Here is a 14649-nt window from a genome sequence, read left to right as displayed (position 1 = left end):
TCCTTCTCGTATATCCGCTTCCCCTCTCTTCGGGAAGTCGGGTTACTGGTGAGACGGGTACAGTATAATCGGGTCGAACGTCGGAGAACATCGTTAATTTCACGGTATTGGGTAAAAAAGGGCGTTTCGCACCGGTTCGACGGTGCGTGACGTGGAAGGCGGGAGGCGGTATGGAGGCTGAAGCGCGGGAAGCGGTCGGAATGCTGGCGGTTGACGTGGGCAACACCGTCACGCGGCTGGGACTGTTCGCGGACGACGGGCTCGCGGCCACCTGGGAGGTCACCACGCCCGAGCATCTGACGATCGACGAGGCGCGCCTTGTGGTCGCGGGCTTCCACGACGCGCTCGAGCGGCGGGCTACGGGCGGGGAGCCCCCGCTTCGAGCGGGCGACTCCATCGTGTCGTGCGTGGTGCCCGACCTCACGGGCGTATGGGCGTCGGCCTTGCTGGCTGAATGCGGACGGCGGCCGCTCGTGGTGGGCCCCGGCCTCAAGACCGGCATCAAGATGCGCTATCGCGATCCCGCCGAGGTGGGGCCCGACCGGGTGGCCGACCTGGCGGCGGCGCTCGCGGACTACGGCGGGCCGCTCGTGGTGGTGGACTTGGGCACGACGACGAACTTCGAGGTGATCGACGCCGAAGGCACGTTCAGGGGCGGCATCATCGCGCCGGGGCTGGCGCTGGGCGCGAAGGCGCTCGCGCAGGCCGCCGCGCGCCTGCCGCACGTGGAGTTGAAGGCGCCGACGTCGGTTATCGGCACGTCCACGCGCGAAGCCGTGCAGGCCGGCGTGGTGATGGGCGAGGTGGCGCGCATCGACGGGCTCGTGGACAAGGTGGAGGCGGAGCTGGGATGCGAGGCCGAGGTGGTGGTGACGGGCGCCGACGCGGCCGCCATGGCGGCGCTGCTCGCCCACGAGGCGCGCGCCGACGACACGCTCACCCTGCGCGGCCTGCACCGCCTGTACGAGCTGAACCGCAAGAAGCCGTAGGAGGAGGGCGACCCGCCGACCGCAACCGTAGGGGAGGCCAGCCGACCGCCCGGCGCGGCGATGCGCAATCGCTTTTCCCGCGCGGCAAGCGCACGGAAGCCTCCCGGCCGTATCTTCGAACGAAAGCCGCTACCTGAAAGGACGAACCCCATGGAAGCCGAACTTCTCCAAGAGCTGCGAGCCATCGTGGGCGATGACGCCGTGCGCTGCGGCGTGCCGCTGGCGGAGCTCACCACGTTCCGCATCGGCGGGCCGGCCGCGTGCTGCGTGGAGCCGCGCAGCGAGGACGAGGTGTGCGCCGTCGCGGCCGCCTGTCGCCGTGCGGGCGCGGGCTTCCGCGTGCTGGGCCTGGGGAGCGACGTGCTCGCGGCCGACGGCGGCGTGGACGGCGTGGTGGTGCGCCTGGCGGACAACCTTTCGGCGCTCGAGGTGGACGGCACCGTCGTGCGGGCACAGGCCGGATGCTCGAACGCCGAGGTCGCCCGCGCCGCCTGCGCGGCGGGGCTCTCCGGCTACGAGTTCGCCTGCGGCATCCCGGGAACCGTGGGCGGCGCCGCCATCATGAACGCGGGTGCCTACGGCGGCGAGTTCAAGGACGTGTGCGTGTCGGCCCGCTGCCTCACGCCCGAGGGCGAGACGGTGGACGTGGACGCCGAGCGCGCCGCGTGGTCGTACCGGCATTCCATGATGGACGAGGCGGGCTACGTCGTGTTGGCGGTCACGCTGTCCCTCCGACGCGACGATCCGCGTGCCGTTCAGGAACGCATGGACGACTTGGCGCGCCGTCGCGAGGAGAAGCAGCCGCTCGACCTGCCCAGCGCCGGCAGCACGTTCAAGCGCCCCGAGGGGCGCTTCGTGGGCCAGCTCGTGCAGGAGGCGGGTCTGCGCGGCTACCGTGTGGGCGGCGCGCAGGTGTCGGAAAAGCACACGGGATTCGTGGTGAACGCGGGCGGCGCCACGGCCGCCGACGTGCGCCGCCTTATCGCCGACGTGCAGGATCGCGTGCGCGAGCGCGCGGGCGTGAGCCTGGAACCCGAGGTGCGCCTGTGGGGCTTCGAGGAGGACGAAGAACTCGTCTGAATGCGCGCCGGGCCTGCTGTCGCAGGGGTTCGCTGTCGCGGCAGGCCCGCTTTCCGCGCGAAACGGGCGGTTCCCGCAAGGGCGCGGCGAGGCGGGCGGCTTCGGGAGACGCATCTGGGGATTCTCCGATCTTCGCGGCGATGCGCGCCCTCTTCCGGTATCCTGATCATTCGCAATCGTTCCCCGACAACCGAACAGCGGAGATGCTTCATGAAAATAAACCACGCGATCCTGCACGTGTTCGACTTCGTGTCGTGCGTCAACGTGTACGCCCAGGAAGAGCTCGACCTGTCGAGCAAGAACGCGAAACGCTACGTGACGAGCCATGCGAAGAAGGCGCTCGGCAACATCGACAGCAAGCGCGGCGAGTTCGCCGAGAACAGCATGTTCGCCGAGGAGCTGCGAAGCTATTTCCGCGGGCAGCGCGAGTTCGTGGACCTGTCCGTCCAGGTGGCCGAGTTCATCGTCGGCGAGCTGGGACGCATGGAGAAGACCGAGTCGGCCGACCTGCTGGTGGTGGACTTCGAGGACGATCCCGACAACACGGTGCGCGAGATGGACGACGACGAGGCCGAGGCGGCGTATCGCGGCGAGGGCAAGCGTTACTTCGCGTTCATGCTGCTGGAGGCCAAGCAAGCCTACATGCACGAGGTCGGCTACGGCGAGAGCGGCGCGCAGCGCGTGGACGTCGCGCGCCATCACGCCATCCTGCCGAACCCGTCGCAGAAGGTGGCGTCGTTCGCGGTCATCGAGTCGAAGACCCTCGCGGTGTCGTTTAGCGACAAGGAGCGCGCCATCGCGGGCGAGAACCGTTGGCTCATTCCCGATGGTTTGCTGCAATGCTCGATGGAGGCGTCCAGCAAAGAGGTGTTCGACACGGTCGCGCGCCTGGTGGAGGAAGTGGCCGAGGAGTACGGCGCGAACACGGCTGTGGCGGTGTCGAAGGCGAAGGCCTACGTGGCCGAGAACGCCGACGAGTCCGACGAGTTGGCCCCGTGGGACCTGGGCGAGGAGGTGTTCGAGGACGAGCCGTTGCAGAAGCGCTTCGAGCAGGCGCTCGCCGACGAGGCGCTGCCCGAGCGCGTGGTCGTGGAGAAGAACGTGGCCAAGCGCGTGGCGAAGAGCCACAAGATACGCACCGACACGGGCATCGATATCACGTTCCCGGCCGAGTACGGCGAGAACCCTGACTTCATCGAATTCGTGAGCGGCCCGAACGGCCTTATCAACATCGAGCTGAAGAACATCGGGCACATCGAGAACCGCTGATATCGGCACTATCCGCCGATTGTCGCGCGCCCGCGCCTCGTTCACTAGGGCGAGGCGCGGGCGCTCCGCTTCATAAACATTGTCGCCCGAAACGGTCGTTTTCACCGCCAAAAACGACCGTTTCGGGCGACAATGCACTGCTGCGGGCCGGGAATGCGCCGCGCCGCCCCTCGGGGGCGGCGCGGGAGTCCGGTTGTTTGCGGACGACGTCTACTTCCTCACGTTCATCGCCCTCATGGCGTTCAGGATGGCGATCACGGCCACGCCCACGTCGGCGAACACGGCCAGCCACATGTTGGCGATGCCCACAGCCGCCAGCACCAGCACCAGGGCCTTGATGCCGAGGGCGAACACGATGTTCTGCCACACGATGCCCATGGTCTTGCGAGCGATGCCGATAGCGCGGGCGATGTTGGACGGCTTGTCGTCCATGAGCACCACGTCGGCCGCCTCGATGGCCGCGTCCGAGCCCATCGCGCCCATGGCGATGCCGATGTCGGCGCGCGTCAGCACGGGCGCGTCGTTGATGCCGTCGCCCACGAACGCGAGCTTGCCCTTTCCGGTTCCATGCGCGTGCGTCTCCTCCAGCAGCTTCTCCACCTCGGCCACCTTGTCCTGCGGCAGCAGCTGCGCGCGGAACTCGTCGAGACCCAGCTCGTTGGCCACGGCGGCGGCCACGTCGGCGCGGTCGCCGGTGAGCATGACGGTCTTCTTCACGCCCGCGGCCCGCAGCGCGGCGACGGCTTCGGCCGCGTCGGGCTTGACGACGTCGGCGATGACGATGTGCCCGATGTACTCGCCGTCCAGTGACACGTGCAGGATGGTGCCGGTCAGCTCGCACTCGCGACAGCCCACGCCGCACGCGTTCATGAGCTTGTCGTTGCCCACCAGCACCACGTGCTCGTCGATCTTCGCGCGCACGCCGTGGCCGCTCTGCTCCTCGACCTCGTCGATGCGTTGCTGGTCGATGGGCCCCGAGTACGCCTGCTTCACCGACAGCGCGATAGGATGGTTCGAGTACGCCTCGGCGTGCGCGGCGATGGACAGCAGGCGGTCGGGGTCGATGTCGGCCTGCGGGTGCACGGCCACCACGTTGAACGAGCCGTCGGTGAGCGTGCCGGTCTTGTCGAACACCACGGTCTCGGTGCCGGCCAGCGTCTCCAGGTAGTTGCTGCCCTTCACGAGGATGCCCAGGCGCGAAGCGCCTCCGATGCCGCCGAAGAACGACAGCGGCACGCTGATGACGAGCGCGCACGGGCACGACACCACGAGGAAGATGAGCCCGCGCTGCACCCATTCCGACCAGCTCTGGCCCAGCAGCAGCGGCGGCACGACGGCCAGGAGCACTGCGATGCCTACCACGGCCGGGGTGTAGTAGCGCGCGAAGCGGGTGATGAAGTTCTCGGTCTTGGCCTTTTTCTCGGCCGCGTTCTCCACGAGCTCGAGGATGCGGCTCACGGTGGACTCGCCGAAGGGCTTGGTCACGCGCACGGTGATGAGGCCGGTCATGTTGACGCAGCCGGAGATGATCTCGTCGCCCTCGCGCACCTCGCGCGGCACCGATTCGCCGGTGAGGGCCGCGGTGTCCAGCTGGGACGTGCCGGAAAGCACCACGCCGTCGAGCGGAACGCGTTCGCCGGCCAAGACGCGGATCTCGTCGCCCACGGCCACTTCGTAGGGGTCCACCTGCACGAGCTGCCCGTCGCGCTCCACGTTGGCGAAGTCGGGCGCGATGTCCATCATGTCGGCGATGGATTTGCGGCTCTTGCCCACGGCGTAGCTTTGGAACAGCTCGCCCACCTGGTAGAACAGCATGACGGCCGCGCCTTCGGCCATGTGCGGGTCGCTGTCGGGGAACAGCACCAGCGCGAACGCGCCGATGGTGGCCACGCTCATGAGGAAGTTCTCGTCGAACACCTGGCCGTGGCCGATGTTCTTCGCCGCGCGCAGCAGCACGTCGTAGCCGGCGATGAGGTAGGGGACGAGGAACAGCGCGAACTCCGCCCACAGCGCCGCCGTCTCGCTGCCGAGCCACGTCGACAGCGGCATCAGCTCCGCCACGACGTACACGACGACGAACAGCGCGATGGAGAGGAGGATGCGGTTCCTCGTGCGTTTCTGTTTCTTGTTCATAGGTTTCAACCTTGCTTGTTTTCGGGGTTTGTACAGTGCGCCAGGTTGCCATCCTGGGCAGAACGCTCCGGTTTGTCATCCTGAGCGGAGCGCGAAACGCGGAGTCGAAGGATCTTCGGCAGCGGGAGGCTTCCTTTTATTGAAGACCCTTCGTCCCTGCTTCGCGGGGGGTCTTCCTGCGCTCTCTCCGTGTGCTCGAGAGCTCGACAGTCCACCGGACTGTCAAATCCTACGCTCGCTCGGGATGACAACGGCGGGCTTCCGGCTTCCTTCGCACCCGCTTCGCGCTCTGCCCAGGATGACAATCTGGAGCAGCGCTCGCCCGAAGCGGCAACCTCGTGCGTTCGCTCGAACGAAGGGGCGCTACGGGGTTATGCTGGATTTAGTGGACGATGACGCAATCGGGCTCGTACTTCGCGCAGATGCGCTGCGCCTCGTCGAGCACGGCGTCGAAGCGCTCGTCGTCGGCCTCGAGCACCAGCTTCTGCGTCATAAAGCTGATGGAGGCGCTCTTCACGCCGTCGATGCCGTTGATGCCACTCTCCATTTTGGCGGCGCAGTTCGCGCAATCGAGGTCTTGGAGTTTGAAGGACTTGCGCATGGTTCTTCCTTTCAACGTAAGGTTCGTAAGCTGTCGGGCACCGCATCGGCAACGGTGGCTGTGGCGTCTTGCCCGATTTCGCGTTCCCGGGCGACGGAGAGGGGCTACTCGCAGATGTGGGTGAGGCCTTGGGCGAGCATGGTGTACACATGGTCGTCCGACAGCGAGTAGATGACGTTCTTGCCGTCGCGCTGGAACTTCACGAGGCGCGCCTGCTTGAGGGTGCGCAGCTGGTGCGACACGGCGCTCTGGGTGGCGCCGATGAGCTCGGCGATGTCGGCCACGCACCGCTCCGTGCCCATGAGGGCGTAGAGGATCTTGATGCGCGTGGTGTCGCCGAACACTTTGAACAGGTCGGCCAAGTCGTAGAGCAGCTCCTCGTCGGGCAGGGCCTCGGGCGGCTGGTCGGGCGAGAGGTGCTCCGCGCTGCCGCATGCGCAACCGTGGTCGTGCGCGGCTTGCTCGGTCGTCTGCTCGCTTCGATTCGTTTTCTTCGATCCCATTTTTGCATCCTCTTATCATATGAACAACTGTTCATAAGTATAGGGAGAGCGATCGGACTGTCAAGAGGGGAGAGGCATGTTTTCGCACGCTTTCACATGATTTTTTCTCCCGTTCCCGAAATTCAATTTTTCAGCATGAGAAAACGATTCACTGAGTGACTATTTCGATTTTCGAAAGCTTTCGTAGCGAACATAACAACGAACAAATGTTTCACGTGAAACAACGGCGATTAAGGTTTGCGGTCGCAAGCGTCCGGCGATCCCAAACCGATAATACAAAAAGGAGCATGAATTTTTGATTGTGGAAGGACGAGCGCGAAAAGGAAGAAGTTGATGGTTCTGTTGTAAATGCAACAGAAAGGGAACTGCCGCCCTGTTAGGCTTTCGTCGATACGTTGGGTGAAGGTGCCGGGCGGCAACGTCGGTGCTGGATGAACGAGGGCACTGCGAAGGGAGCGGTTATGATCCGCACGATTGTAAAGATAGACGCCGAGGTGTGCGACGGGTGCGGCCTCTGCGTGAGCGCGTGCCATGAGGGAGCCATCGGGCTGGTGGACGGAAAGGCGCGGCTTCTACGCGACGACTACTGCGACGGGCTCGGCGATTGCCTGCCCGCGTGCCCGGTCGGAGCCATCTCGTTCGTGGAGCGCGAGGCGGCCGCCTACGACGAAGAGGCGGTGCTCGCGGCGAAGCGCGCGCAGGGGGATCGGCTGGCGGGCGGGTGCCCGGGATCGCTTTCGCGCTTCTTCGCCGAAGAGGATGCGGCGGCGAAAACCACAACAGCGCCAAAGATCGAGACGGCGGTCGAAGGCGAAGGCGGCCGTTCCGCGTCGGAGTTGGCCCAATGGCCGGTGGAGATCAAGCTCGTGCCAGTGCAGGCGCCGTACTTCGCGGGAGCCCACGTGCTCGTGGCGGCCGACTGCACCGCGTTCGCCTGCGCCGACTTCCACCGCAGCTTTATGCATGGGAGGACCACTGTGATCGGGTGCCCCAAGCTCGACGGCGTCGACTACGCGGACAAGCTGGCCGAGGTGTTCGCGTGCAACGACGTGGCGTCGGTCACCGTCGCGCGCATGGAGGTGCCGTGCTGCGGCGGCCTCGAGCAGGCGGCCCGCACCGCGCTCGCCCGCAGCGGGAAGGACGTGCCCTTCGAGGTCGCCGTCATCTCGACGCGCGGCGAGGTACTCTAGCCACGGACGGGCAAGCCCTGCTCTGGTCGGCTATACACCTGCCGAGCGACGTCAAGAGGCGAGGCGGCACGTGCCTTTTACCGAGCTGGCAGTGCGAGTCCGTTCGGGGTCGCACTGCCAGCTCGAGGGATCGGCGTATTCGGAAGAGCCGCTGCTGTGCTCAACTCCCTTCGCGCTCGGCGCGCCATGTCGCTACGCCTCGGCCTCTATCCTCAGTTTGCCGTGCTTGCGGTGCAGCTTGAAGGGGTACACGATGAGCTCGATGCCCAGCAGGATAAGGTGATGCTCCAAGTTCGCGAACGGGTTCACGACGAGCAGCACGGCCAGCACGAGCTGGAACACGCAGAAGGCGAGCGCGACGACGAAGGGCTTCCGGTGCTTGATGTCGGAGAATATGTCGTCGAATTCCCGTGCCGCCTTGAACAGCCCGAGCAGGCCCCACACGATGCCGATGAACATGGTGGAGTTCGCCCCGTGCACGATGATGACCAGGCCGAGCACGCACAGCACGATGGCCGACCCCATGCTCGACCGGCCCGCGTCGGCGTCGCGCTCGCGCACGACCGCCACGATGCTGCCCACGGACGAGAGCACCATGGGCACGCCCAGGTACCATGGAAGCGCCTCCTCCGCGAATTCCGGGAACAGCAGGCAGCACACGCCCACGAGGGGCAGCAGGAGCATCGAGATCACGGCCACCTGCACGCTGGGCTTGCTCTCTTTGACGTCCTTCACTGATTCGACGGTGGTCACGACGTTTCCCTTCGATCGGTTGGCGGGCAATTCTACCATTCGTCCGCGCCGAATCGGCGTCCCTGCCCCAAAGGGCGGCAGAATTCCGCATGCTGCGGCGCGCCTTTCGCGTGACGTTGCCTCAACGTTCTGGCAAAGAGTGCTTGACAATACCCCCAAGGGGTATATACTAGCAGCCGTTGATACCCTCTAGGGGTATAGGTGGATACCGAAGGGGGCGACCATGACGGAGACGGGCGAGTGCACGGGCGCATCATGCGCGTGCCGACACAAGGAAACGCCGCGCGACCAGGCGCTCCAGGCCGATCTGCAAAAGCGGCTCAACCGCGTGATCGGCCAGCTCAACGGGGTGAAGGCCATGCTCGACGACAACCGCTACTGCGGCGACGTGCTCACGCAGCTGGCCGCGGCGGAGAGCGCCGTCCACAGCGTGTCGAGCAAGCTTCTGCAGAACCATCTGGAAACGTGCGTGGTCGAGCAGATCCAGCGCGGCAACGTGGAGGTCGTGGACGAGGTCATGCAGCTGATGAAGAAGTTCTCGCGCTAGCCAACGCCGCAGCGCCCGTATGTCATCCTGGGCGGAGCATCGAGGGTGCGGAGCCGAAGGATCCCGCGCGGTGACAGCGGGAAGAGGTGTAGCTGGCGCCGCACGGGATCCTTCGACTCGCTGCGCTCGCTCAGGATGACATTCGGGTGCTGCGCTCGCTCAGGATGGCGAACCAGGCATTGTGCTTGCTTGGGCCGCTGGAAAGGACAACGATGAAGCAGACGTTCGATGTGACGGGCATGACGTGCGCGGCGTGCTCGGCGCGCGTCGAGAAGACGGCGGGGGCGGTGCCCGGCGTGAACCATGCCGCGGTGAACCTGCTGAAGAACAGCATGGAGATCGACTACGACGGCGCGCCCGGCACGCTCGACGCCGTGAGCGCGGCCGTGGACAAGGCCGGCTACGGTGCCGTTCCGCGCGCGGCGAAAGGCGCGGCGTCCGGCGGGACCGCGCCGCGGGCCGCAGGCGCGGCGTCTCCGGTGAGCGCGGCGGCTGCCGAGGCCAAGCAGGTGAAGATGAGGCTCATCGTGTCGTTCGTCTTCACCGTTCCCTTGTTCTACATCTCCATGGGCCACATGTTCGGTTGGCCGCTGCCGGCGTTCCTCGCGGACGAGCGCAACATCATGGCGTTCGCGCTCACGCAGCTGCTGCTGCTCGCGCCGGTGGTGTTCGTGAACTTCAAGTTCTTCCGCGTGGGCTTCAAGACGCTCTTCCACGGCTCGCCCAACATGGACTCGCTCATCGCGCTGGGGTCGACCGCCGCCACGGTGTACGGCGTGTACGCGATGTACCGCATCGCCTTCGCGCTCGGCGCGGGCGACGTGCACGCGGCGCATGTGGCGGGCATGGACCTGTACTTCGAGAGCGCCGCCATGATCCTCACGCTCATCACCTTGGGCAAGTACTTCGAGGCGCGCGCGAAGGGCCGCACGACCGACGCCATCGCCTCGCTCATGGACCTGGCGCCCAAGACGGCCGTGCGCGTGGGCGAGGACGGCTCCGAAGAGCAGATCCTGGCCGACGACGTGCGCGAAGGCGACGTGCTGGCCGTGCGCGCCGGCGAGGGCGTGCCGGTTGACGGCGTGGTGGTGGAGGGCTCGGGCTCGGTGGACGAGTCGGCTATCACCGGCGAGTCGGTGCCGGTGGACAAGGCGGCGGGCGATCCGGTCACGGGCGCCACGGTGAACCGCACGGGGTACTTCACCATGCGGGCCACGCGCGTGGGCGACGACACCACGTTGGCGAGCATCATCCGTCTCGTGGACGACGCCACCAGCTCCAAGGCCCCCATCGAGAAGATAGCCGACCGCATAAGCGGCGTGTTCGTGCCCATCGTCATCGTCATCGCGCTGGCCACGTTCGCCATTTGGATGGTGCTGGGCACGGGTTTGGAAACGGCCCTGTCGCACGCCATCTCGGTGCTCGTGATCTCGTGCCCGTGCGCGCTCGGGCTGGCCACGCCTACGGCCATCATGGTGGGTACCGGGCGCGGCGCGAAGAACGGCATCCTGGTGAAGTCGGCCGAGGCGCTGGAGGGCGCGCACAACGTGAAAACCGTCGTGCTCGACAAAACCGGCACTGTGACCGAGGGCGCGCCGAGCGTGACCGACGTGGCGCCGGCGCCGGGCGTGGCGGAGGAGCGCCTGCTGGAGGCGGCGGTGTCCGTCGAGGGCCGCTCGGAGCATCCGCTGGCGCGCGCGGTGTGCGCCTACGCCCGCGAGCGAGGGGCGTACCCCCTGCTGGTCGAGGACTTCAAGCAGGTTCCGGGCGAGGGCATCGCGGCGCTCGTCGACGACGTTCCCGTGTTCGCCGGCAACCTGCGCATGATGGGGTCGCGCGGCGTCGACGCGGGCGACCTTGCGGCAACCGCCCGCGAGCTAGCGGCCGACGGCAAGACGCCGCTGTTCTTCGCCGCCGACGGCAGGCTGCTCGGCGTGATCGCCGTGGCCGACACGGTGAAGCCCACGAGCCGAGCCGCCGTCTGCGAGCTGCGCGCCATGGGCGTGCGCACGGTCATGCTCACGGGCGACAACGAGCTCACCGCGGCCGCCATCCAGCGCGAGGTGGGCGTGGACGAGGTCATCGCCGGCGTGCTGCCGGAGGGCAAGGAGCGCGAGATTCGCCGCCTGGCGCAGGCCGGGCGCGTGGCCATGGTGGGCGACGGCATCAACGACGCGCCGGCCCTCGCGCGCGCCGACATCGGCATCGCCATCGGCGCCGGCACCGACGTGGCCATCGAAAGCGCCGACGTCGTGCTCATGAGAAGCGACCTCATGGACGTGCCGGCGGCCATCCAGCTGTCGCGCGCCACCATGCGCAACATCAAGCAGAACCTGTTCTGGGCGCTGTTCTACAACGCTGTGTGCATTCCCGTGGCCGCCGGCGCGCTGGCGTTCATGGGCGTGAACCTGAACCCCATGATCGCTGCGGCCGCCATGTCCCTGAGCTCGGTGTGCGTGGTGAGCAACGCGCTGCGCCTGCGCGGCTGGAAGCCCAGGTTCTCGGCTGTCGGCGCTAGCGCCGAACCTGCGGCTGATAAGGCGCTCGACGCCGCCCCGGACGCGGCAGAGCCCCGTACTGAATCGGAACCGATCGGCGCGAAGGCGCCGGAAGGAAAGGAGATCGTCATGGAGAAGACCCTGCACGTGGAGGGCATGATGTGCGAGCACTGCGTCAAGCGCGTGAAGAAGGCGCTCGAGGGCGTGGAAGGCGTGGAGGAGGCCGTGGTCGACCTCGACGCGGGCACCGCCACCGCGAAGCTGTCGCACGACGTGCCCGACGAGGCGCTGAAAGCGGCCGTCGTGGACGCCGACTACGAGGTCACGGGCATCGAGTAGGCCCCTAGCACCCCACGATGATCTCGCGCAGGGCGGCGATGAGCTTCTCGTTGTCCTCGCGCGTGCGCACGGCAACGCAGAAGTACTTCCCGTTGGAGAGGCCCGGCGTGCCCTGCAGCTTGCGGATGAGGAACCCGGCCAGCTGCAGGCGCGCGGCCAGCTCCTCGGTGCTCTCCACGCCCAGGTTCAGATCGGGCCCGTGGTCGAACGCGCACATGACGTAGTTGGCCTCGGCGGGGAATATGTCGATGCCCGGCACCAGGCTGAGCATGCACTGCATCCACGGTATCTCGGAGTCCAAGAACTCGCGCGTGCGCTCCAGGTGCTCGGCTTCCGCCAAGGCGAGCTCGCCCAGCACCTCGGCGAACATCGGAACGCCCGAGCTGTCGTAGAAGCGCGCGATCTGCGCGATGGTGTCGGGGTGCGCCACGCAGTAGCTGATGGGTATGCCCGGCATGGCGTACGGCTCGCAGAACGAGCGCACGACCACGAGGTTGCGATGCTCCTTCACCAGCGGCGCCACGCTCTCGCCGCCCAGCGTGAGCTCGATGGACCGCTCGTCCACGACGACCCACGTGCACGCGTCCAGATAAGCCAGCAACGTGGGGAGCGGCAGCAGGCGGCTCGTGGGATAGCCCGGGTTGGCCAGCACCGCCGCGTCGAAGAGGACGCCGTGGCGGGCCGCCGACGCGGGGTCGGGCATGACGAAGCCCGCAGGGCTCGTGATCTCCACGACGCGGTGCCCGGCGTTGCCGGCTGCCAGCGCGTACTCGACCGGCCCCGGCACGGCCACGCCCACGGTGCAGGGCTGGTAGGTTTGCGCCACGGCGCGCACCATGTCGCCCACGGTGGATCCCACCAGGAACGACTCCACGGACATGCCGTGCTGTCGCGCCAGCGCGCTGCGCAGCGTGTGCGCCTCGCGGTCGGGGGAGTAGTTCAGCTCGCCGGCGGCGAGCGCGGCCTCCATGGCGCGGATGAACGAGGGCGGGGTGCCCAGCGGGTTGGCGGTTCCCGAGAAGTCTATCCAGTTCATCTCGGTGCGAAGCTCGTAAGGCGGGGAGAGCAGCTGCTCAGGCAGCGCGGTGACCGCGGCGCGCACGCCGGGCGCCGCATCGCATCCTTTCGACATCCTCGTCTCTCCTTCCCGTCTCTTCCCTTATGCGGACCGCTGTGGGCTTGAGGGGAATCTGGGGGGACGTTTCAGCAGGTGGCAGATTCAAGCGCGGCCGTATATATGTTAGCTCCCCGTCCGCAGCGGACGCGCGGAGATAGCGGGGAAATGATTATCCTAGCACAAGTTTCCAACGGCCGTGCCCGGCATGGTAGACTAATTCGCGCAATGAAAGAAGAATTCCCGCAGACCGACGCGCCCGTTCCAGGCGCTTTGCCGTCCGGCGCAGCCGCCGGAGGCCCTAGCGCGCGCGGAGCCGCCGCCTCGGACGACCTCCTTCCGCTCGAGGCGTGGGAGGGTCCGGCCATCCTGCTGGTGGACTTGGACGCGTTCTTCGCTTCGGTAGAGCAGCTGGACCATCCGGCCTGGCGCGGCAAGCCCGTGATCGTGGGCGGCGACGCGGACAAGCACGGCGTGGTTTCCACCGCGTCCTACGAGGCGCGGCGCTTCGGGGTGCACAGCGCCATGCCCGCCTCCACGGCCGAGCGCCTGTGCCCGGAGGGCATTTGGACGCGCGGGCATTTCGACCGCTACCGCGAGATGTCGAACGCCATCATGGACATCCTGCGCTCGGAGACGCCCCACGTGCAGCAGGTGAGCATCGACGAGGCGTTCTGCGACGTGAGCCCCACGCCGGTGAACCGCGAGCATCCCGTCCAGGTGGCGCGCCGCATCCAGCAGCGCGTCGAGAAGCTGGGCGTGACGTGCTCCATCGGCGTGGGCACGTCGAAAACGATCGCGAAGATAGCCTCGGACATGGACAAGCCGCGCGGCTTGACGGTGGTGTATCCGGGGCGCGAGCGCAGCTTCCTGGCTCCCTTGCCCGTGCGCACGATGAGCGGCATAGGCGCGGCGGCCGAGCAGAAGCTCAAAAGCCGCGGCATCGAGACGCTGGGCGATCTGGCCGACGCCGACGAGGCCCTGTTGCTGCGCCTGTTCGGGAAAAACGGGCACGTCATGCACGTGCGGGCGAACGGGGGCGACGACGCGCCCGTCGTCACGGACGACCCGGTGAAGTCGGTGTCGAACGAGACGACGTTCGCCGTGGACCTCACCGAGCGCGACGAGGTGGAGGCCGCCATCGCCACCATGGCCGCGAAGGTCGGCCGGCGGCTGCGCCGCAAAGGGCTCGCCGGACGCACGCTGGGCCTGAAGGTGCGCTTCGACGATCGCACCGTGCGCTCGGTGCAGCGGCGCCTCGAGCATCCGAGCGACGACGAGCTGGCCTACACGCCGCTGCTGTACCGCATGGTGGACGAGGTGTGGCACCCCGGCGTTCCCGTGCGGCTCATCGGCGTGAGCATGTCCGGCTTCGCCGCGGAGGAGGGCGTGCAGGAGAGCCTGTTCGACCTGGGCGAGGTGGCTCCCAACGACATCGATGTGGAACCCGTGATAAAGGACGAGGGGAAACGCCGCGGCCTCATCGAGGCCACCGACCTGGTGAAGAACCGCTTCGGCGAGGACGCCGTGCGCTTCGGCCGCGAACTGCGCGCCGACGACAACACCACCGGCTCCGCCAGCAAGAACCCCGCGGACTACAAGTAGCACGCGCAAACGCGCGCCCGGAACGCAG

Annotated in this window: 12 protein-coding genes; 7 read left to right on the top strand and 5 right to left on the bottom strand. The window is 67.1% G+C overall.

Going from position 1 to position 14649, the window contains the following annotated elements:
• Positions 1 to 170: 170 nt before the first annotated feature.
• The 3 genes from HCH03_RS04110 (at position 171) to HCH03_RS04100 (ending at position 3338) form a co-directional block, all read left to right on the top strand.
• Positions 171 to 989, top strand: a complete 819-nt coding sequence (locus tag HCH03_RS04110) for a type III pantothenate kinase (protein ID WP_221688490.1) — start codon at positions 171 to 173, stop codon at positions 987 to 989.
• A gap of 150 nt (positions 990 to 1139) precedes the next feature.
• The gene (gene murB / locus HCH03_RS04105) at positions 1140 to 2069 is read left to right on the top strand and encodes a UDP-N-acetylmuramate dehydrogenase (RefSeq protein ID WP_221688489.1); all 930 of its coding nucleotides are present in this window, start codon (positions 1140 to 1142) and stop codon (positions 2067 to 2069) included.
• Positions 2070 to 2279: 210 nt separating this feature from the next.
• Entirely contained in the window at positions 2280 to 3338 is a 1059-nt protein-coding gene (locus HCH03_RS04100; protein WP_221688488.1) for a nucleoid-associated protein, read from the top strand.
• A gap of 210 nt (positions 3339 to 3548) precedes the next feature.
• Here the strand turns inward: HCH03_RS04100 and HCH03_RS04095 are convergent, their stop codons facing one another.
• The 3 genes from HCH03_RS04095 to HCH03_RS04085 all read right to left on the bottom strand — a co-directional run bounded on the left by HCH03_RS04095 (position 3549) and on the right by HCH03_RS04085 (position 6575).
• Complete coding sequence (locus HCH03_RS04095; RefSeq protein WP_221688487.1) at positions 3549 to 5471, bottom strand: heavy metal translocating P-type ATPase; 1923 nt, start codon at positions 5469 to 5471, stop codon at positions 3549 to 3551.
• A 382-nt stretch (positions 5472 to 5853) separates the two neighbouring features.
• The gene (locus HCH03_RS04090; protein WP_221688486.1) at positions 5854 to 6072 is read right to left on the bottom strand and encodes a cation transporter; all 219 of its coding nucleotides are present in this window, start codon (positions 6070 to 6072) and stop codon (positions 5854 to 5856) included.
• A 104-nt stretch (positions 6073 to 6176) separates the two neighbouring features.
• On the bottom strand, positions 6177 to 6575 hold the full coding sequence (locus tag HCH03_RS04085; protein ID WP_080142995.1) for an ArsR/SmtB family transcription factor: 399 nt from the start codon (positions 6573 to 6575) through the stop codon (positions 6177 to 6179).
• 461 nt (positions 6576 to 7036) lie between these two features.
• Between HCH03_RS04085 and HCH03_RS04080 the strand changes: the two genes are divergently transcribed.
• Positions 7037 to 7765 carry a 4Fe-4S binding protein gene (locus tag HCH03_RS04080; protein ID WP_221688485.1) on the top strand — a complete coding sequence of 243 codons (729 nt, stop codon included), beginning with the start codon at positions 7037 to 7039 and terminating at the stop codon, positions 7763 to 7765.
• Between the two features lie 192 nt (positions 7766 to 7957).
• Here HCH03_RS04080 and HCH03_RS04075 read toward each other — a convergent pair whose 3' ends face one another.
• Complete coding sequence (locus HCH03_RS04075; RefSeq protein WP_368042416.1) at positions 7958 to 8518, bottom strand: DUF308 domain-containing protein; 561 nt, start codon at positions 8516 to 8518, stop codon at positions 7958 to 7960.
• Between the two features lie 223 nt (positions 8519 to 8741).
• On the opposite strand from HCH03_RS04075, the gene HCH03_RS04070 reads away from it, so the two are divergent.
• The gene (locus HCH03_RS04070; protein WP_080142998.1) at positions 8742 to 9065 is read left to right on the top strand and encodes a metal-sensing transcriptional repressor; all 324 of its coding nucleotides are present in this window, start codon (positions 8742 to 8744) and stop codon (positions 9063 to 9065) included.
• A 212-nt stretch (positions 9066 to 9277) separates the two neighbouring features.
• Positions 9278 to 11902 carry a heavy metal translocating P-type ATPase gene (locus HCH03_RS04065; RefSeq protein ID WP_221688484.1) on the top strand — a complete coding sequence of 875 codons (2625 nt, stop codon included), beginning with the start codon at positions 9278 to 9280 and terminating at the stop codon, positions 11900 to 11902.
• 4 nt (positions 11903 to 11906) lie between these two features.
• On the opposite strand, the gene HCH03_RS04060 is transcribed toward HCH03_RS04065, so the two are convergent.
• On the bottom strand, positions 11907 to 13034 hold the full coding sequence (locus HCH03_RS04060) for a pyridoxal phosphate-dependent aminotransferase (RefSeq protein ID WP_221688483.1): 1128 nt from the start codon (positions 13032 to 13034) through the stop codon (positions 11907 to 11909).
• Between the two features lie 210 nt (positions 13035 to 13244).
• On the opposite strand from HCH03_RS04060, the gene dinB reads away from it, so the two are divergent.
• Complete coding sequence (dinB, locus tag HCH03_RS04055) at positions 13245 to 14621, top strand: DNA polymerase IV (protein WP_221688482.1); 1377 nt, start codon at positions 13245 to 13247, stop codon at positions 14619 to 14621.
• Positions 14622 to 14649 lie beyond the last annotated feature (28 nt).

It is taken from the genome of Gordonibacter massiliensis (ex Traore et al. 2017), from assembly GCF_019731765.1.
GTDB lineage: Bacteria > Actinomycetota > Coriobacteriia > Coriobacteriales > Eggerthellaceae > Gordonibacter > Gordonibacter massiliensis.
Note: the sequence above shows the minus strand (reverse complement) of the source record. Positions and strands in the feature narration are given on the sequence as shown.